The sequence below is a fragment of the Pseudomonas sp. FP2294 genome (genome assembly GCF_030687625.1).
Taxonomy (GTDB): domain Bacteria; phylum Pseudomonadota; class Gammaproteobacteria; order Pseudomonadales; family Pseudomonadaceae; genus Aquipseudomonas; species Aquipseudomonas shahriarae.
In genome coordinates, this window is the sequence record NZ_CP117441.1 from 4,713,084 (window position 1) to 4,732,757 (window position 19,674).

The window sequence follows — 19,674 nt, forward strand, 5'->3', positions numbered from 1 at the left end:
CCCGTGTTGGCTTTTTTTGGGGTCAAGCAGCAAGAGGCTGTCGCTGTCATTGCAGCGGCTATCCCAGAGGCGGTAGTCACTGATAGTGTTACCGTTCCCGGATAGTTCTGACATCAACCTACACATAGCAAGCGCCGTACCAGAGTGTCAGATGAGTCGTTTCAGCCCAGGATCAATCGCAAAACAGTCAACCATGCGACATCTTGTTAACTGAGCCGCCTTGCACGAGCTGCCTTGTCGCATCTCTTCGGCGCGCACGCACATTTATGGAGCAAACATGACCGACCCCTTGATTCTTCAGCCCGCCAAGCCCGCAGACGCCTGCGTAATCTGGTTGCATGGCCTGGGTGCCGATCGCTACGACTTCTTGCCAGTGGCGGAGGCGTTGCAGGAAACCTTGCTGTCCACGCGCTTTGTATTGCCCCAGGCACCGACCCGTGCGGTGAGCATCAATGGCGGCTACGAGATGCCAAGCTGGTACGACATATTGGCCATGAGCCCGGCACGGGCCATCAGCCGTGAACAGCTGGATGAGTCGGCAAAAATGGTCATTGATTTGATCGACCAACAAAAAGCCAGCGGAATAGACGCCTCGCGCATTTTCCTTGCCGGCTTTTCCCAAGGCGGCGCGGTGGTCCTGCACGCCGCCTTTATGAAATGGCAGGGGGCCTTGGGTGGCGTGCTTGCCCTCTCCACTTATGCACCGACGTTCAGCGATGAACTGGAACTGTCCGCCAGCCAGCAGCGCATTCCGGCCCTGTGCCTGCACGGCCAGTACGATGAAGTGGTGCAGAACGCCATGGGCCGCAGCGCCTATGAGCATTTAAAGCAGCAGGGTGTCACCGTGACATGGCAAGAATACCCAATGGGTCACGAAGTGTTACCCGAAGAGATCCGCGATATCGGTCAATGGCTAAGCCAACGGCTTGGCTAAAAAACCGCCATTGTGTAGCCGCGTGTCCAACGCACTACGCCGCGCCCGATTCTTGCATTACACTGGCCGGCGTACATTCCTTAACCAATTGATGAGATGACCGTGCTCAAAGCACTCAAGAAGATGTTCGGTAAAAGCGAGGCTGAACCACTCGCCCCTGTTCCCAGCGCCCCGGCCCAAACTTCCGGCAGCCGCAATGACGGTAAACAGCCTGGCCGAACCGCGCCCGTTGCCTCGCCAAAACCAGCGCCTGCCACGCCTGCCGCCCCGGCTCCAGCCGCCCAGCCCGTAGAAGAACCACCGCGCGTAGAAAAACCGCGCCGCGAACGTGCGCCAAAACCGGTGGTAAAGCCGTGGAAACTGGAAGACTTCGTGGTTGAGCCCCAAGAGGGCAAGACCCGCTTTCACGACTTCAAGCTGGCCCCGGAACTGATGCATGCCATCCAGGACCTGGGCTTTCCATACTGCACGCCGATCCAGGCCCAGGTACTGGGCTTCACCCTGGCCGGCAAAGACGCCATTGGCCGCGCCCAGACCGGTACCGGCAAGACCGCAGCGTTCCTGATCTCGATCATTACCCAGCTGCTGCAAACCCCGCCGCCCAAAGAGCGCTACATGGGCGAGCCACGGGCACTGATCATCGCCCCGACCCGGGAGCTGGTGGTGCAGATCGCCAAGGATGCCGCCGACCTGACCAAGTACACCGGCCTCAACGTCATGACGTTCGTGGGCGGCATGGACTTCGACAAACAGCTCAAGCACCTGGAAGCGCGGCACTGCGACATCCTGGTCGCCACCCCGGGCCGTTTGCTGGACTTCAACCAGCGTGGTGACGTACACCTGGACATGGTTGAAGTGATGGTGCTGGACGAAGCCGACCGGATGCTCGACATGGGGTTTATCCCACAAGTGCGTCAGATCATTCGCCAGACCCCACCGAAAAACGAACGCCAGACCCTGCTGTTCTCCGCGACCTTCACCGAAGACGTGATGAACCTCGCCAAGCAGTGGACCACCGACCCGTCCATCGTCGAGATCGAGGCGCTGAACGTCGCCAGCGAAAACGTCGAACAGCATATCTATGCGGTGGCCGGTGCCGACAAATACAAGCTGCTCTACAACCTGGTCAACGACAACGGTTGGGAGCGGGTCATGGTATTTGCCAACCGCAAGGACGAAGTGCGGCGCATTGAAGAACGCCTGGTTCGCGACGGCGTCAATGCCGCGCAACTGTCCGGCGACGTGCCGCAGCACAAACGCATCAAGACCCTGGAAGGCTTTCGCGAAGGCAAGATCCGCGTGCTGGTGGCCACCGATGTGGCAGGCCGCGGGATTCATATCGACGGCATCAGCCACGTGATCAACTTCACCCTGCCGGAAGTGCCGGACGACTACGTACACCGTATCGGCCGTACCGGGCGTGCAGGCGCTGCCGGTGTGTCGATCAGCTTTGCCGGGGAAGACGACTCGTATCAATTGCCGTCGATCGAAACCTTGCTGGGCCGCAAGATCAGCTGCGAAACGCCGCCGACGCACTTGCTGCGTCCCGTAGAGCGTAAACGCCCTTAAGCTGGAATGCGGTAAAAGATGTGGGAGCGGGATTGCTCGCGAACGCAGTGAATCAGTCAATATGTCCAGAGACTGACACACCGCATTCGCGAGCAAGCCCGCTCCCACATTTGCTTTCAGCGCTTTCACATTCAAGGAGGAACACATGAACCAGGCCGACTACATCATCATCGGCGGCGGTATTGCCGGTGCCTCCGCCGGTTACTGGCTGTCCCGACACGCCCGCGTCATCGTGCTGGAGCGTGAGTCCATGCCGGGCTATCACTCCACTGGCCGCTCGGCCGCGCTGTATATCGCCGCCTACGGTACCCCGCAAGTGCGCGCCCTGACCCTGGGCAGCCGCGACTTCTTCGATCACCCGCCCGCAGGTTTCAGCGAGCATCCGTTGCTCACGCCCCGTGGCGAACTGCTGGTGGACCTGCTGGGCGATCCTGACGAACTGCAGCGCCAATACCTGAGTGCCAAGGCCCTGGTACCCGAGACGCAGCTGCTGAGTGCCGAGGAGGCGCTGCACAGGCTGCCGATCCTGCGCCCGGAAAAAGTCCACGGGGCGATCTACGACCCGACGGTCTGCGACATCGACACCGACGCGCTGTACCAAGGCTATCTACGTGGTATCCGGCGCAATGGCGGAGAAATCCACACCGACAATGAAGTGCAGAAACTGACCCGCGACGGCGAGGGCCAGTGGCACGTGCGCACTTCGCAACAACGCTTCAGCGCCCCGGTGATCCTCAATGCCGCCGGCGCCTGGGCCGACACCATTGGCGAGCTGGCCGGAGCGCGGAAGATCGGCCTGCAACCCAAGCGGCGCAGCGCCTTTATCTTCGCGCCCCCCGCCGAGGTGAATAGCCACACCTGGCCGGAACTGGCGGCCCTCGACGGCTCGTTCTACATGAAGCCCGACGCCGGCATGTTCCTCGGCTCACCGGCCAATGCCGACCCGGTGGCGCCCCACGACGTGCAACCCGAAGAGCTGGACATTGCCACGGGCATCTATCACATCGAACAAGCCACCACCCTGAGCATCCGCCGCCCGACCCGCACCTGGGCAGGGTTGCGCAGCTTTGTCAGCGATGGCGACCTGGTGTGCGGGTTCGATCCACAGGTCGAGGGTTTATTCTGGGTAGCGGCCCAGGGCGGTTATGGCATCCAGACCTCACCGGCGATGGGCCAGGCCAGTGCGGCATTGGTTCGCCACCTGGCGTTACCCGAGGCGTTGCAGCGTGCCGGCCTGACGGAGGCGATGTTATCGCCCCGGCGCCTGGGTTGATTGCAGGCACGGTGCCCTGCTGGATCATCCTTGATACAACTGCGCAATGATGGGCTGGCGAATGCGCGACGCCTCGTCTCTGAATGCCTGGTAATAGCCTGCACTGCTGGCCGGCATATCCACCAGGCGACTGCCCGTGGCTTGCGGCTGGGGATGGGCCGAACCGGGAGCACCTGGCACGGGTTGGGCAGGATCGCCACCACCCGAGCCTGCCGATGTGGTTCTGGCCTCTACCGAGCGACCAAAGTTGGTACTTCTCAATACGAAACGGGTGACCCCGTAAATCTTGCTGAAGCTAGTGATTCCCTGTTTATCGGTGAACTTATAGCTCAAGCCCAGCATCCGCTTGCCAGCCGCCAGAAAGCTGGCCCCCAGTGGGGCGTCAAAAAAGCTGCTGTACTTGACAAAGTCCTTGGCCGTGCTGGCCTTGAGAGCCGCAGTGTAGGCCATACTTGCCGACGTGTAGGCCCCCGCAAAGCTAACTACCCATGACGCCACAGAGAACCCGAAAGATGCCCACCCCAGGTTTTGGATGTGGTGCGAACGGTCCCAACCCATCGCCCTGTCGACCTCAGCGATACTCAAGGCTGCGACACTAAGCGTTCCCCCAACCACCCCCAACGATGCAGCCCCCAGCAGCGCCGCCTTGGAAGCAACAACCATCCCCGCCGCAGATGCCGCCGCCGTTCCAGCTGCCGCCGCATATGCCGCTACCGCGGTAACAAATCCGGGAGCCGCAAAACCTACCGTCACTATCGACAACACCAGCGCAACTCCGGTCAATACCCACTTCAACCAGTTCGGCAACAACCCGCTGGGGTCCATTAGGTTGACCGGATTACCAGCACAGTAGGCATAGCTGTTGATCCCCCCCTCGTCAAAAGGGCTCAGCGGATCAGGCTGCAAGAACATCATCAGGTGAGGATCGTAGACCCGTTGACCGTTGCCGAGAAAGTAGAGGTTGATCGCCGCATCCAGCCGTTGACCATTCAACGCCGGCAGTTGCAGATCAGCCATGCTACGGACCTTGCCGTCATCCAGCGGGATTTTCGTATCGCCGTAGGGCGTGTAGTGTCGCCGCACATGGGCCTGGCCTGGGGCCGATACGCCGCGCACGCTACCGCTGGCATCGTTCATATGCAGTTGCAGCCCGTCGACGCCCCCGCTGCGTGCCATCACCTCATCCCCGCCGTCGGCATAACGGATCTTTTTACTCCCTTCAACCAGAGTCTCCAGCCGGTCGCCGGCGTATGCCAGCATCACCGGCGGCTCACTGCCCCGGGACGCCAGTACCTGGCGGGCCTCGGCATCGTATTGGTAGCTGTACTTGAGGGGACCGGCCTGCACTGTGGTCAACTGCTCAAAACCATTGTAGGTATAGGCCTGGCCCGCCGGGTGTGCCTGCAAGTTGCCCGCCGCGTCATACGTCAGGGTGACATCCTGCGCCGGGCGTGTGTGGGTCAGCCGGGTCAGTTGAGTGGGATCGGCACCGGTAAAATAACGCTCGCAGGTGTCTTGCGTGCTGTCGGCAAACGTCGTGACAACCCGAGTAATGTTATTGAGGCTGTCAAAGCTGAAATCCTGCCCGACAATGCCACGCCCCAGATGATCCTTGGGGTGTTCGGGCCCCGTGCAGCGATAGGTCTTGAGCCGCAGAAAGGCATCGTAGGTGAAGGTTTCGCCGATCACCAGGCGTGAGCCGGCGTCCTTGAGTTCCCGTGTCGCCAACATACTGTTGAGGTGATACGTGCTGGTCATGACCTGGAACAGCGCACCGTTCTGCTCGAAGCGGCGCTCGGCTTCCCGACCCAGCGAGTCATAGGACAGCTTGGTAACGACTCGCGTGCTTTCATAGGCGGTGCTCAGGACATGCGGCCGGCCCAATGTATCGTAGGTTTGCTCGATGACCATGGCGCCAGTGGTCATCTTGGAGAACCGCCCGAACACATCGTACTCAAGCTGGCTGGACTGGCCGTCGGCGGAAGTTTGCTGCAGCAGGCGCCCGCCAGGGGAATAGCCATACTGCGAGGTCAGGACGTTGCCGTTGGCGGTTTGGATATCCTTTTCAGGACGGCCGTTGGCATCCATAACGAACTCATGGATCAAGCCATTGGTCTCGGAACGTGTCATAGCACCGGTAACCGGGTCATGCCGGTAGGTGCTCGCCGGATGGTCCGACATCTCAATCCGAGTCGGCACATCCAACTCTGTGTCATAAGTCAGGGTCTGGCGAACCCCACGGGAGGAAACCATGGTGAACGGTTCCATCTCTCCGGCCTTGTACTCCCAGGTCGTGGCCTGCCCCGATGCCCCACGCGTCTGGCTGGTCATTCTGCCGAGGCTATCGTAGGTACGGGCCCCCAGCCGCTTGTTGTCGACCGTAAAAGCACTGGCCAATTCACTGCTGGTGCCGGGGGCGTAATCCGTTTTACGCAGCCGATGAGGAGTGCCATCTATTGGTTTTTGAAGGGTCGTCAGCACCCGGTCGAACACGTCATAGGTCAGCTCAGTGGACGTTTTATTGACATCCATTGCCGTCACGCAGCGCCCCAGGCCATCGTAGGTATACGACGCCAGCTCCACTTTATTATTGTTGGCATCCAGGCGCTCCACCTTCATTGGCTGGTTATGCGTATTGAAATAGGTCAACAGCCGTTCACCGCCAACCACGCCCTCCTCGGTAAGATTGAGCCGCGGGTCATACTCGTTGATGACAACACGGCCATCGGCGTGGGTGACGCGGCTGGCGTTGCCCCACTTACTGTAGGAGTGGACGCTGCGCAACGAGCGTTGCCCGTTGGTCACGTAGTCGCTCTTGACCACTTCCACAGTTTGCCCAAGCGCGTCATAACGCCAAGTGCAGGCGACTCGCTCCTGGCTCGAGCCGATCAATTGTGCTTCGGACACCTGGCGTCCGGCACCGTCGTAGTAGGTAATCGTCTTGTTACCTTGCGCGTCCGCGGTAATCAGATGGGCACGCTTATTCTCTTCGGCAAAATGGTAAGCGTATTGCCGGGTCGCTTTCTGCGGCGCTCCAAGAGCTACGGTTTCTGCGGTCAGCCGGCCATTGACGTCGTACGCCAGGCCCATCGTGCTGCCGCCATCTCGCGTTAACGACAACAGGCGTCGACTGACCATCGAAAGCGTGCGTTTTGCCTCAAGCCATTGATTTCCTTGTTCTTCGCGCCCTTTCAACCGTCGGGTTTCGATCAGGTTATCGCCTTCAATGACGTAACTGAAATCACTGGTCAACAGCTGCCCGCCGACCGTACTGGTGCTGCTCTTCAACCGGCCAGCCAGCGCCACAGGGGTTTCGTAGTAAGTCTGCTGCATCACTAGCACACCAGCCTGGCTGCTCGATTGCTGTAGCACAAAATAACTACTGCCCGTCTGGGGGACGCGCGTATGGGTATATTCCGTGAGTCGCGCGGTAGGCGTGCCTCCTACAGGTACGAGTCGCTCTTGTTTGAGGTAGCGCTGGAACAATTTGTGGGGGTCCGCCGGGCATTTGCCGCTTTCGCCGGCAATCGGGTAATAACTGTATTCGGTGCGAATGCCAGAGGGTTCGGTGCGGCTGAGTTCGTTGCCATAATCATCGGTTTCGATCTGCTGGATCTCTTCCCTCGAGGTGCCACCAGCTACGAGTTCATAGCGATTGGTAACGGTTTTGGGCAGTTGGAAGTTCGCGGGCTGGCTGGGAAATAGACCGGGGAGCGTGTTATAGGTGATATTTACTTTACTGCGCGTTCCCTCGCGTAGGACCTGCTTTTCGGTCAACAGGTGAAACTTATTGTAGGTGGTACGAGTGACGCTCAAGACCGTATTGTTATTGGCCGCGTCAATGCTTTTCTCCTCAGTCCAATAGTCATAGGCGCCGCTAATCAGATACAGGTTGTCCTCACCCTCTTTGAAACCACCCGCATAAGGGAACCCCGTGAAGTTCTGCCCTGGACTGTAATCATAAGTCCGGATCATTGGAGGTTGATTGGCACCTGGAGTCTGCGTCCAACTGGACACACGGGGGATGAATTGGTTGTTGCCATATTGATGACCGTTTTCGGTATAGTTGATCTGCTCAGTTCCGCCCATCGGCGTTTGCACCCGCTCAATCGCAACCAAGCCATTACGAAACAGCGTCCTGTATACAAACGTATAGGCAGCAACCCCCGGCGCACCACTACGATCGTAAGGCGCAGTGACACCTGTAAGGCGATCATTGATCTGTGTAAATCGCGTACGCGCATAACGCCCCCCCTCGACACGTCTATCAGCCGTTTGCAGGCGCCCACTCGCGTAGGTCAGTAGCAGCAACTCTTCCTGTTTGTGATTGAGGATACGCTCAAGAGAACCACCTGGGGCATAGCCGAATCTGAAGACCTCACCATTTTCAAATCTTATGGAAGTAATTCGATAAGGGAGCGTACTACTGGTACGCTCCAAAACTTCAATCGTGCCATCCCGATAAATCACATGCAGCGTGGTTTCATTCGTTCGCCTTACCACTAGATCTTTAAGTTTTCGATCCTTGAAAACCATCGTTCCGCCAACAGAAGGCATACCTTGCGTCTTAAATCGCTCGCCGCTAATCAACGTGAGTTGCGCACTGGAAAGGTCAAATTCCGTATTACTCAGGCGCCACCCCAACCCATAAGGTACACGGCCAGGCTCAAACATTGAAAATAACAAAACAATACTGCGACTGACCTCGAGAGGCCCCTCAGGAGATAATTGAGCCAAATTGATTTGGGCACCATACTGACCTGTTCGTGGATCGACGGAACCGTTCAAGTACGAGGAAAAATTAAATGCGTTGGAATAGACATTCATGGTAAGCACCTGTTCTGAAGACGAGACGCACAAATCTAATCAGCTCTCATAATCCAACAACTCAATATTTTGCCTACTTCCACGCATAGTATATACATGCATGCAGCCATAATTATCGACTAGTCGCCAAGGTGTGTTGCCCTCCCCTTCAAACATGGGGAGCTCAATGGAAACCCATAACGCACGCATAATCGTATTTACTCGATTAAATCTCAGAATATGATAATTATCTGACAAGTTTTCATGTATCTCATCAAGAGAGGGGCTTGACCCAGGCTTATCGTGGCCCACTACAACTCCGCCTTTTCTATCAACTCCACCGGCCCCATTAACAAAAGACGTCTGAAAGTAACGCCCCTCCCAAGGGACCCACATGGGTGCGTCTAACCCCATTTGGGAGATAAACCTCACCCCAGGCGGGGGCAACCAATACCAAACATCAATATCGGTCTTCGTATTGTGATTCCAATAAGCGTGATCCACAGTAAGTATAAGATCACGAACTCTCACTCGATAAGGCTGCCGAGGCGAGATATTCACCCAAGCATTAAACTTTGAATCCCCTTCGTTAAAATTCGTGGTATAAACTTTACCATCTATAATTATCTTAGCCATAAGCCTCCGACTCTCCATTGAAGCGCCGGTTTCCAAACGCATAAATCGCTCAACTATCTCTATAGTATCCAGCGCCCCACTCTTTTGTTGCGTAGTGTTCTCCCCAATTCCGCCCCCCTCTGCGTCTTGTATCTCTCGAATCCAAAGTCCGGTATCATATATATTTTTCACGGTATCGCAGGACCACCCCCCCGGTAGAGGCTGGTTCACATTTGGAGAATATAATGTGACCGCTACACTGGCTTTTTCATCCTCCCGCAGGAGCGTGCTCTCCCAATTACCATTAATCCCTTCCTGCACCATAGTGACTTCAATAAGAACTTTGCACTGATGCCGGCCATTGGCATACAGCGCGTCAGTAGAATCCTGACCATTAGCAAGGACGATGTGGAAGTGCTGAGGTCGCCTTGCTAACTTAACGGGCTCCACCGTCAGACGATTGCCACTTTCATAGGGAACTATTTTAAATACATGAAGATTCCCATAGTTATCCCGCAACCGCCACTTGCTATTCAAAACCTCATGCGGAAGGTCCGGAATCTGTGTAGTAAGTTTAACCGCGCACATGACACGATTACTTATCCGATGAATCACTGGATCCTCACCTGGATTTACAACTGGAAGATACTGGTGAACCATACTCAACCGTAAAGTACTGCTCGCAGACCCAGAGAAAACCCCTCCTTTATAATTACCCGAAAGTCCATAAGACGTCTGAAAGGAGGTCCCTTCATTTGGCACCTCCACTGACTCATTCAACCCATAATTATGAACAAACCACAAACCATTAACACCTTCCCAATAGTACATATCAATATCAAGAAGCCCTGTAATATTTAAAGCATCATAATCAACAATCAAATCAAGCTCTGTAGAAAGCAATACTGGGGGCACCGTGGGCTTGATAAATACCGACGACTTAAAATCAGTCGGATATTCGGAATAGCTGTTAGTAACCGTCTCTCCGTCCAACACAATAGTCGCCATGAACTGTACAGCCTTGAGAGAGACATTTTCCTCAAGGCGCATATAACGCCTGACAATCTCTACCCCCGCGTCAACAACCGTATTGTTTGGCAGACTCTCGCCGAGTTCTTCCCCAGTACGATTCCAGAGTCCTGGATCATATTCGTTCTTCTGCGTATCGCAACTCCACCCGCTGCCTACACTGGCATTATCCGCGATAGAAACAGGTACGATTTTTACACTCGCTCGCTCACTATCGGTTAAGGAGGCTTGACTCCAGACACCTTTTTTCCCCAAAACCTGCTTTAAAACCTCAACTACAACTTCAACTTGATGATGCCCATTGGCATAAAGTGCATCCGTATAGTCAGTGCCATCAGCAAACCTGACCTTAAAATGCACAAGCCGCATATTATGTGATTGCCTGATCATCTCGTTCTCCAAAAATCACATCCATCGCCGTAGCGCGAACTTTCTCGAAACCAAATTCGAGCTGAAATTCCACGAACTTAGATATCGAACACTTAGGGAGATTAGAGACCAGGAAAAAAGAGAAAGTAACTGTTAAAAATGACAGTTAATTAGCTGAAATAGAAATAACTTAATGAACCTTTATAACTATAAACCACAGCCATGACTGCGTGTTCTTGCAAGCGCCACCCAATGATAAACAATCAGGCTTTCCAGCGACCCGCCGCCGCATGATCACTCTCTCGCCCCTCAACCCACCGCGCCCCCTCACTGGTGTTCTCCTTCTTCCAGAACGGCGCCCGGGTCTTGAGGTAGTCCATCACAAACGCACAGGCATCAAACGCCGCCTGGCGGTGGGCACTGGCGGCCGCGACGAACACGATGGGTTCGCCGGGCTCCAGGGCGCCGATGCGGTGCAGCACTTCGAGCTTGAGCAGCGGCCAGCGCTGCTCGGCTTCGACGGCGATCTTGGCCAGGGCTTTTTCGGTCATGCCGGGGTAGTGTTCAAGGAACATCCCCGCCACATCGAGGCCATCGTTGAAATCGCGTACATAGCCGACAAAGCTCACCACCGCACCCACACCCACGTTGGCCGCGTGCATGGCGTTGACTTCGGCGCCGGGGTCAAAGGGCTGGGCTTGCACACGAATGGCCATGGTCAGCCTCCGGTCACGGGCGGGAAGAAGGCGACTTCGTCACCGGCCTGCAAAGGCTCGTCGAGGGAGCACAGTTCCTGGTTGCGCGCACACATCAGGCTGGCCTCGTTGAGCACCTCGAAGCCCGCATCAGCCGCCAGTGCCAGGCGCACGGCATCGACCGTAGCGAAGTCGCCTTCGACCTCCAGGGAGTCCAGGCCTATCGCCTCGCTGTAGCGTGCAAAAAACAGTACGTTGATGCTCATGCCTGGTCCGCCTTGAAATGCCCGCTTTTGCCGCCGAGCTTTTCCAGCAGGCGGATGTTCTCGATGGTCATGCCACGGTCCACCGCCTTGCACATGTCGTAGATCGTCAACGCGGCAACACTGGCGGCAGTCAGTGCTTCCATTTCCACGCCGGTCTGCCCGGACAGCTTGCAGCGGGCGATGATGTGCACGGTATTTTCCCCTTCGGCTGCCAGCTCAACCTTGACGCCCGTCAACATCAGCGGATGGCACAGGGGGATCAGGTCGCTGGTCTTTTTCGCCGCCTGGATCCCGGCGATGCGCGCCACGGCGAACACGTCGCCCTTGGGATGGGCGCCGTCGACAATCATTTGCAGGGTCTGGGGCAGCATGCGCACCCGCGCCTCGGCCACGGCTTCGCGGAACGTCACGGTTTTATCGGTGACGTCGACCATATGGGCACGGCCCTGGGAATCGAGATGAGTCAGCACGGGGATACTCCTGATCAGAAGCCCCGATTGTAAACCCAACGCAGATCAAAAGGTGGGAGCAGGCTTGCCTGCGATAGCGCAGTGTCAGTCACCAACGCCATCGCGGGCAAGCCCGGCTCCCACAGGAATTGAGGTGAACCGGGCGATGGAGGCATCGCCCGGTTTCGGATTACAGGTGGGATTCGGCGTATTCGGCCAGAATCGAGCGAGGGACACCCTGCAAGGCGATGTGCACGCCGTTCGGGAAATCCTTGAAGCGTTCCGTCAGGTAGGTCAGCCCGGAGCTAGTCGCGGACAGGTAGGGGGTGTCGATCTGTGCCAGGTTGCCCAGGCACACCACTTTGGAACCGGCGCCGGCACGGGTGATGATGGTTTTCATCTGGTGCGGCGTGAGGTTCTGGCATTCGTCAATCAGAATCAGGCTCTGCTGGAAGCTGCGACCTCGAATGTAGTTGAGGGATTTGAACTGCAACGGCACTTTGCTGAGGATGTAGTCGACGCTGCCATGGGTGTTTTCGTCATCCATGTGCAAGGCTTCGAGGTTGTCGGTGATCGCCCCCAGCCACGGCTCCATTTTTTCTGCCTCGGTGCCGGGCAAAAAGCCGATTTCCTGGTCCAGGCCCTGCACGCTACGGGTGGCGATGATACGGCGATAACGCTTGGTGACCATGGTCTGCTCGATGGCAGCCGCCAGGGCGAGGATGGTCTTGCCCGAACCCGCCGCGCCGGTCAGGTTGACCAGGTGGATGTCCGGGTCGAGCAGCGCGTACAGCGCCAGGCTCTGGTAGATATCACGCGGTTTCAGGCCCCAGGCTTCCTGGTGCAACAGGGGCTCCTGATGCAGATCGAGGATCAGCAGCTTGTCGACCTGGATCTCTTTGATCCAGCCCACAAAGCCCTGTTCGTCGATGATGAATTCATTGATATGCACCGCCGGCAGGTTGTCGGTCAGTTGCACCTGGTGCCAGGTGCGGCCATGGTCCTGGCGGGTCTCGACCTTGCTCACGCGGTCCCAGAACGAGCCGGTCATGGTGTGATAACCCCGGGACAGCATCGACACATCGTCGACCAGTTGGTCGGTACTGTAGTCCTCGGCAGCGATCCCACACGCTCGTGCCTTGAGGCGCATGTTGATGTCTTTGGTCACCAGCACCAGGCGCAGGTCCTTGTCGCGCGCGTGCAGGTCGATCAGTTGGTTGATGATCTTGTTGTCGTTGAGGTTTTCCGGCAGCAGGCTGTTGGGCTCGCTGCGCTTGCTCATCAGGATCGACAGCAAGCCCTTGGGCCCGCCCTTGCCACGCTGGATCGGGACGCCGACTTCCACATCATCGGGCGAGGCCTCGCCCAGGGTCTTGTCAATCAGGCGGATCGCCTGGCGGCATTCGGCGGCAACGCTGTGGTGCCCGCTTTTGAGTTTGTCGAGCTCTTCAAGCACGATCATCGGGATGGCGACGTGGTGTTCTTCGAAATTGAGCAACGCGTTTGGATCGTGAATCAATACATTGGTATCAAGCACATAAAGGATTGGCTGGTCGGAAGAAGGGTTACGTCCATGATCATCCATACTCGGTCACCTTTGTGGGAGCCAGTCGACGCAATACCACAACAGTGCTGCGCCTCGATTCGAGCGCCGAATACACCGCAAAGGGAGTCTGGGAAGACGCCACCTGTGGTGCAGGTTTCGGCGATCTGACTTCGTAATACCGCAAAACCCATGACAGGAAAAAGCACTTTGACGCTTTTTTGAAGTTTATTTTTCAGGATGACGAATAGCACTGGCGGGCCGCCACGCACCCCGCTAAAGTCGGAAGTCCGCCTGCATCGAAATGTCGCAGCAAATCACCCCAAAAAACCCTCATCCCCAACAGGGCCGGGCTTTTGCCCTTTTCAGCGAAACGCTTCCCGACAATCCTGCCAACCCAGCCCACTTTGCGCCGTTGCCTGTAGCAACAGCGGCAATGCGACCCGCGCCTTGTCCTGGGTGTCGTGGAACACAATCACCCCTTTGCGCCACAACAACATCAGCGTCAGCACCCGCTGGGCCGACTCGTCGGCCTTGAGCAGGCCGGGTTCATCCTGGGAGTCGATATCCCACAATGCCACTTGCAGGCCCTGGGCCTGGAAAAAGCCCTGGCTGTCAGCCCGGCGCTGGCCATAGGGTGGGCGGAACAGCGGCACGTAGTTTTCCGGCAGCAGGTTCTGGGTCAGCGACGCACTGCGGGTGATCGAGCTTTGCCAGTCGACCCAATGGCTGTGGGAACGGTATTGCCAGCCCTGGATACCCACGCACTGACCCTGGTACAAACCCTGCACATCGACGGCCGAGGTTTTCTCCAGGCGGGTTTGCAGGCTGTTGCCCAGGACAAAGAAGGTGGCTGTCATTTTCTGCTTGCGCAGGTAGTCGGCCAGCCAGTCGGTCTGACCGCCGGGCGGTGACGGGCCGCCATCGAAGGTCAGTAAAAACAGGCGGTCGTTGAGTTCATCGCCATTGCGCTCGAAATCCCCAAAACGCGCCACTTCGCTGCCGATCTGCGGGAACAGCGCGGCCTTGCGCAGCAGCTCATCCAGGTAGCGCTGGTGAAACGCGCGACTGGGACCGGCCCAGCCTATATAGAAAGATTGCTCGCTCACCTCGAACTTGCCGGCTTGATCGCGCAGGTCGTCGAGGTTGTCCACCAGATAGCAGAACGAGGCGTCCTGTTCGCAGCTTTGCTGGGCGAACATGTAGTTCTCCAGCAACCGCTGCCAGAGGTGGCGGCGCAGGTCGTCGATAGCGCCCTGGTTGACGATCTTCAGCCCCAGGCGCTGCTTGAGGGCCGGTTCATCCAGGGCCTCGCTGGCCAGCAGCGCGTTGGCGAACATGAGGATTTCGGCGCGTGATGCCACATCAAACAGCGCCGGGCTGCTGAGTTTTTCCGGCCAGGTGCCACGGTCCAGGGTCGCGACATCCACACTGGCCGCCTGGGCGCCCAGGCACGTCAGCCAGGCGCACACTAAAAGCGCAATTCGCACAACAGGTCTCCCCCTCCTGATTCGTCGGCCACTATAGCCGATCACTATCCTCCCACAGGGATAACCGTATGGCAGCTATTGGCGTGATAGGTGGAGTCCAACGCCCCAACCCCCTAGAATCCCCCGACGATTACAGGAGACGACTTCATGCTGACGGTGATTTCCCCCGCCAAAACCCTCGATTTCGAGACCCCGCCGGTAACCCAGCGCTTTACCCAGCCACAATACCTCGACCACTCCCAGGAGTTGATCGAGCAGTTGCGCGAGCTGAGCCCGGCGCAGATCAGCGAACTGATGCATGTTTCCGACAAGATCGGCGGCCTCAACGCCGCACGTTTCGGCAGCTGGACCCCGGCCTTCACCCCGGCCAATGCCAAGCAGGCGCTGCTGGCCTTCAAGGGCGACGTCTACACCGGCCTCAATGCCCAGACCTTCAACGACGCCGACTTCGCTTACGCCCAGGACCACCTGCGCATGCTCTCGGGCCTGTACGGCCTGCTGCGTCCCCTGGACCTGATGATGCCGTACCGCCTGGAGATGGGCACCAAGCTGGGCAACGCCCGTGGCAAGGACCTGTACGCCTTCTGGGGCACGCGGATCAGCGAATGGCTCAACGAGGCCCTGGCTGAGCAGGGCGATGATGTGCTGCTGAACCTGGCCTCCAACGAATACTTCTCGGCGGTCAAGCGCCCAGCCTTGAACGCGCGGATCATCAATACCGAGTTCAAGGACCTGAAGAACGGCCAATACAAGATCATCAGCTTCTACGCCAAGAAGGCCCGGGGCATGATGAGCCGCTTTGTCATCGAAGAGCGCATCAACGACCCGGCGCAGCTCAAGCAGTTTGATGTCCAGGGTTATCGCTTCAGTGCCGAGCAGTCCAAGCCGGATAACCTGGTATTTTTGCGCGATCACGCACCGGAGTAGGTCGCCAGTACAGCGCAAATCCGATGTGGGAGCTGGCAAGCCTGCTCCCACATTTTTTCCGTATTTCAAATGCGGAATCGTCATTACTTTGACGTCAAAAATATTTCTTCAGATTTCCTAACGTTTCTTTCACTCGACATTCGTCAGAATTTTTCGTAGTGGCACCACTTTTTTCAAACAGTAGTGGCACAAAACTATATCCCCGCGTCAACTCCCTATAACCACTAGCCCAATCCGCAAGTGCTATCAATATAGTACTAGTGCCATCTTTCCTAATATTTCAAGAAATTTCCAGAAACAGGATGAGCGGCCAGGAACTATGTCCTTCAGTGCCGCTCATACCACCGGTAACGATTATCTCTGTTCTTGTGCGATATGACTTACACAGCGACCAACGGAAGTAGCAAAGTTGTCATATTCAACTTTGACCCTTCGGTCTAATTAACAACTGTTTAGTTGAGGGCGGGCGATAAGGTTGCATGACCATCCCCTACAAGGCCAAGGCTGAGCCTACCCAAATGGGTCAGTGAGACAACCCAATGCGTTGATAGATAAGGGCTTTATGTCCATATCAAGGCGTTGCGGCACTGACGCCAGACCCTTCTCACCGAAGGCTGGCTGCATTTCAGGGCAAGCCCCAACAATAAGGCCAAGTTGCGCACAACTTGAGTGCATTAGTTAGTCACTCGACTTTTAACATGCCTGTACATGGCAATGCTGTGTCTATTCACCGCATTACCTAGTGCATGAGTGACGCTTGAAAACATGAACTCCGGCCATCTAATGGCGTGATAAAGATAGAGGTAAATGCGATGCGCATCAGCATATTTGGTTTGGGTTACGTGGGCGCAGTATGTGCCGGTTGCCTGTCTGCACGGGGCCACGAAGTGGTCGGCGTAGACATTTCCAAGGATAAGATCGACCTGATCAACGCGGGCAAATCCCCCATCGTTGAACCCGGCCTGGGCGAACTGTTGAGCCAGGGCATTGCCACCGGCCGCTTGCGCGGTACCACCAACTTCGCCGACGCCATCCGCGATACCGACCTGTCGATGATCTGTGTCGGCACGCCGAGCAAGAAAAACGGCGACCTGGAACTCAACTACATCGAGGCGGTATGCCGCGAGATCGGTTTTGTCCTGCGTGACAAGACCACCCGCCACACCATCGTGGTGCGCAGCACCGTGTTGCCCGGCACCGTGGCCAACGTGGTGATCCCGATCCTCGAAGACTGCTCCGGCAAAAAAGCCGGCGTCGACTTCGGTGTCGCGGTCAACCCGGAGTTCCTGCGCGAATCCACGGCCATCGCCGACTACGACCTGCCACCGATGACCGTGATCGGTGAACTGGACAAAGCCTCCGGTGATGTCCTGCAATCGCTGTACGAAGAACTCGATGCGCCGATCATCCGCAAGGACATCGCCGTTGCCGAGATGATCAAGTACACCTGCAACGTGTGGCACGCCACCAAAGTCACCTTCGCCAACGAAATCGGCAACATCGCCAAGGCCGTAGGCGTCGATGGTCGCGAAGTGATGGAAGTGGTCTGCCAGGACAAGACCCTCAACCTGTCCCAGTACTACATGCGCCCCGGCTTTGCCTTCGGCGGCTCGTGCCTGCCAAAAGATGTGCGCGCCCTGACGTACCGCGCCAGCTCCCTGGACGTGGAGGCGCCGCTGCTCAACTCGCTGATGCGCAGCAACGAATCCCAGGTACAGAACGCTTTCGACATCGTCTCCAGCCACGACAAGCGCAAGGTCGCCCTGCTGGGCCTGAGCTTCAAGGCCGGCACCGATGACCTGCGTGAAAGCCCACTGGTGGAACTGGCGGAAATGCTTATCGGCAAGGGCTTCGACCTGAGCATCTACGACAGCAACGTCGAATACGCCCGTGTGCATGGGGCCAACAAGGACTACATCGAAGGCAAGATTCCCCACGTGTCGTCCCTGCTCAACTCGGACTTCGACGATGTGATCAACAACAGCGACGTGATCATCCTCGGCAACCGCGACGAGAAATTCCGCGCCCTGGCCCAGCAAGCCCCGCACGGCAAGCAAGTGGTCGACCTGGTGGGCTTTATGACCCAGGCCACCAGCGTCAGTGGCCGTACCGAAGGCATTTGCTGGTAACAGCAACGGCAAGTTTCAAGCTGCAAGTGTCCTGATCCCCAGCGCTTGCAGCTTGAAGCCTTCTTCACCTTCGGATGACGCTCATGTCCAAGTTAAAACACGTACTGCTCCAATCCGCCGGCTGGCTGGTCTTTCTGAGCCTGCTGATGGGACTCGCCCTGCTGCTGCCGGCGAGTACGTTCGACTCCGAGTCGAAGAATTTTATTTTCCTGATTGGCGCCGTGGGTATCTGGCGCTACTCGATGGGTGCTACGCATTTCTTTCGCGGCATGCTGTTCCTGTACGTGGTCTACCCGCACCTGCGGCGCAAAGTGCGCAAGCTGGGCAAGGCGGCGGACCCGTCCCATGTGTTCCTGATGGTTACCAGCTTTCGTATCGACGCATTGACCACGGCCCAGGTCTACAGCTCGGTGATCCGCGAGGCCATCGAGTGCGGTTTCCCCACCACTGTGGTCTGCTCCCTGGTGGAAATGTCCGATGAGCTGCTGGTCAAGAGCCTCTGGGAAAAGATGAACCCACCGGCTCACGTCAAGCTCGACTTCGTGCGTATCGCCGGCACCGGCAAGCGCGACGGCCTGGCCTTCGGTTTTCGGGCGATCTCCCGTCACCTGCCGGACGACCGCGCCGTGGTGGCGGTGATCGACGGCGACACCGTGCTCGCCGAAGGCGTAGTGCGCAAGACCGTGCCGTGGTTCCAGCTGTTCGGCAATGTCGGCGGCCTGACCACCAACGAGTTCTGCGAAGTGCGCGGCGGCTACATCATGAGCGAGTGGCACAAACTGCGCTTCGCCCAACGCCACATCAACATGTGCTCCATGGCCCTGTCCAAGCGCGTGCTGACCATGACCGGACGCATGTCGGTGTTCCGTGCCAGCGTCGTCACCGACCCCGGTTTTATCGCCGACGTGGAAAGCGACTCGCTGCAACACTGGCGCCTGGGCCGTTTCAAATTCCTGACCGGCGATGACAAGTCCAGTTGGTTCAGCCTGATGCGCCTGGGTTACGACACCTTCTACGTGCCCGATGCGGCGATCAACACCGTGGAACACCCGCCGGAAAAGAGCTTTATCAAGGCCAGCCGCAAGCTGATGTTCCGCTGGTACGGCAACAACCTGCGCCAGAACTCCCGGGCCCTGGGCCTGGGCATGGGCCGCCTGGGTCTGTTCACCAGCGTGGTGCTGTTCGACCAGCGCGTGTCGATGTGGACCTCCCTGCTCGGCCTGACCGTGGCGATCATCGCCACCTTCAAGTACGGCGGCGCGTTCATCCTCGCTTACCTTTTGTGGATCGGCATCACCCGCCTGATTCTGACCCTGTTGCTGTCGTGCTCGGGGCACAAGATCGGCCCCGCCTACCCGGTGATTCTCTATTACAACCAGATCATGGGCGCGCTGGTGAAGATCTACGTGTTCTTCCGCCTCGATCAACAGTCCTGGACCCGCCAGGACACCAAACTGACCCGCGATTTGGCCAGCTTTCAACGTTGGTTCAACACCTGGTCGTCTCGGACCATGACCTTCTCCGCCGGCAGCATTTTCGTCGCCGTGTTGCTGATGATGGTCTGACCCTGCCAAGCCTGA

Annotated in this window: 13 protein-coding genes; 6 read left to right on the top strand and 7 right to left on the bottom strand. The window is 57.5% G+C overall.

The genetic code is table 11. The annotated features are described in order from the left end of the window. The first annotated feature begins 277 nt into the window (after positions 1 to 277). The 3 genes from PSH73_RS21140 (at position 278) to PSH73_RS21150 (ending at position 3,776) form a co-directional block, all read left to right on the top strand. Positions 278 to 934 carry an alpha/beta hydrolase gene (locus PSH73_RS21140; RefSeq protein WP_198792619.1) on the top strand — a complete coding sequence of 219 codons (657 nt, stop codon included), beginning with the start codon at positions 278 to 280 and terminating at the stop codon, positions 932 to 934. Between the two features lie 96 nt (positions 935 to 1,030). Next, positions 1,031 to 2,503, top strand: coding sequence for an ATP-dependent RNA helicase RhlB (rhlB, locus tag PSH73_RS21145; RefSeq protein ID WP_115128943.1), 1,473 nt, complete (start codon positions 1,031 to 1,033; stop codon positions 2,501 to 2,503). Between the two features lie 145 nt (positions 2,504 to 2,648). Next, positions 2,649 to 3,776: an FAD-binding oxidoreductase gene (locus PSH73_RS21150; protein WP_057958534.1), complete on the top strand. Its 1,128-nt coding sequence runs from the start codon at positions 2,649 to 2,651 to the stop codon at positions 3,774 to 3,776. A gap of 24 nt (positions 3,777 to 3,800) precedes the next feature. Here the strand turns inward: PSH73_RS21150 and PSH73_RS21155 are convergent, their stop codons facing one another. The 7 genes from PSH73_RS21155 to PSH73_RS21185 form a co-directional block, all read right to left on the bottom strand. Further along, positions 3,801 to 8,603, bottom strand: a complete 4,803-nt coding sequence (locus PSH73_RS21155) for an RHS repeat domain-containing protein (RefSeq protein ID WP_305461312.1) — start codon at positions 8,601 to 8,603, stop codon at positions 3,801 to 3,803. A 39-nt stretch (positions 8,604 to 8,642) separates the two neighbouring features. After that, the gene (locus tag PSH73_RS21160) at positions 8,643 to 10,628 is read right to left on the bottom strand and encodes a hypothetical protein (protein WP_162947769.1); all 1,986 of its coding nucleotides are present in this window, start codon (positions 10,626 to 10,628) and stop codon (positions 8,643 to 8,645) included. 230 nt (positions 10,629 to 10,858) lie between these two features. Further along, on the bottom strand, positions 10,859 to 11,311 hold the full coding sequence (moaE, locus tag PSH73_RS21165) for a molybdopterin synthase catalytic subunit MoaE (RefSeq protein WP_057958531.1): 453 nt from the start codon (positions 11,309 to 11,311) through the stop codon (positions 10,859 to 10,861). Between the two features lie 2 nt (positions 11,312 to 11,313). Beyond that, the gene (gene moaD / locus PSH73_RS21170) at positions 11,314 to 11,556 is read right to left on the bottom strand and encodes a molybdopterin converting factor subunit 1 (protein WP_057438235.1); all 243 of its coding nucleotides are present in this window, start codon (positions 11,554 to 11,556) and stop codon (positions 11,314 to 11,316) included. Continuing rightward, positions 11,553 to 12,026, bottom strand: coding sequence for a cyclic pyranopterin monophosphate synthase MoaC (gene moaC, locus PSH73_RS21175; protein WP_057438233.1), 474 nt, complete (start codon positions 12,024 to 12,026; stop codon positions 11,553 to 11,555). Before moaC ends, moaD begins: the two co-directional genes overlap by 4 nt. 169 nt (positions 12,027 to 12,195) lie before the next feature. Beyond that, positions 12,196 to 13,590, bottom strand: coding sequence for a PhoH family protein (locus PSH73_RS21180; protein WP_198792611.1), 1,395 nt, complete (start codon positions 13,588 to 13,590; stop codon positions 12,196 to 12,198). 323 nt (positions 13,591 to 13,913) lie between these two features. Continuing rightward, on the bottom strand, positions 13,914 to 15,038 hold the full coding sequence (locus PSH73_RS21185; protein WP_169959730.1) for a polysaccharide deacetylase family protein: 1,125 nt from the start codon (positions 15,036 to 15,038) through the stop codon (positions 13,914 to 13,916). Between the two features lie 147 nt (positions 15,039 to 15,185). Between PSH73_RS21185 and yaaA the strand changes: the two genes are divergently transcribed. The 3 genes from yaaA (at position 15,186) to alg8 (ending at position 19,659) form a co-directional block, all read left to right on the top strand. After that, positions 15,186 to 15,965 carry a peroxide stress protein YaaA gene (gene yaaA, locus PSH73_RS21190; protein ID WP_057438227.1) on the top strand — a complete coding sequence of 260 codons (780 nt, stop codon included), beginning with the start codon at positions 15,186 to 15,188 and terminating at the stop codon, positions 15,963 to 15,965. Positions 15,966 to 16,777: 812 nt separating this feature from the next. Further along, positions 16,778 to 18,094, top strand: coding sequence for a nucleotide sugar dehydrogenase (locus tag PSH73_RS21195; protein ID WP_057958529.1), 1,317 nt, complete (start codon positions 16,778 to 16,780; stop codon positions 18,092 to 18,094). Between the two features lie 83 nt (positions 18,095 to 18,177). Next, positions 18,178 to 19,659, top strand: a complete 1,482-nt coding sequence (alg8, locus tag PSH73_RS21200; RefSeq protein ID WP_162947770.1) for a mannuronan synthase — start codon at positions 18,178 to 18,180, stop codon at positions 19,657 to 19,659. Positions 19,660 to 19,674 lie beyond the last annotated feature (15 nt).

Excerpts from the sequence above, each read along its gene's own strand:
- alg8 (WP_162947770.1), top strand. The coding sequence starts at position 18,178 with ATGTCCAAGTTAAAACACGTACTGCTCCAATCCGCCGGCTGGCTGGTC.
- PSH73_RS21140 (WP_198792619.1), top strand. The coding sequence starts at position 278 with ATGACCGACCCCTTGATTCTTCAGCCCGCCAAGCCCGCAGACGCCTGC.
- rhlB (WP_115128943.1), top strand. The coding sequence starts at position 1,031 with ATGACCGTGCTCAAAGCACTCAAGAAGATGTTCGGTAAAAGCGAGGCT.
- PSH73_RS21195 (WP_057958529.1), top strand. The coding sequence starts at position 16,778 with ATGCGCATCAGCATATTTGGTTTGGGTTACGTGGGCGCAGTATGTGCC.
- PSH73_RS21150 (WP_057958534.1), top strand. The coding sequence starts at position 2,649 with ATGAACCAGGCCGACTACATCATCATCGGCGGCGGTATTGCCGGTGCC.
- yaaA (WP_057438227.1), top strand. The coding sequence starts at position 15,186 with ATGCTGACGGTGATTTCCCCCGCCAAAACCCTCGATTTCGAGACCCCG.
- PSH73_RS21180 (WP_198792611.1), bottom strand. The coding sequence starts at position 13,590 with ATGGATGATCATGGACGTAACCCTTCTTCCGACCAGCCAATCCTTTAT.
- moaD (WP_057438235.1), bottom strand. The coding sequence starts at position 11,556 with ATGAGCATCAACGTACTGTTTTTTGCACGCTACAGCGAGGCGATAGGC.
- moaE (WP_057958531.1), bottom strand. The coding sequence starts at position 11,311 with ATGGCCATTCGTGTGCAAGCCCAGCCCTTTGACCCCGGCGCCGAAGTC.
- PSH73_RS21155 (WP_305461312.1), bottom strand. The coding sequence starts at position 8,603 with ATGAATGTCTATTCCAACGCATTTAATTTTTCCTCGTACTTGAACGGT.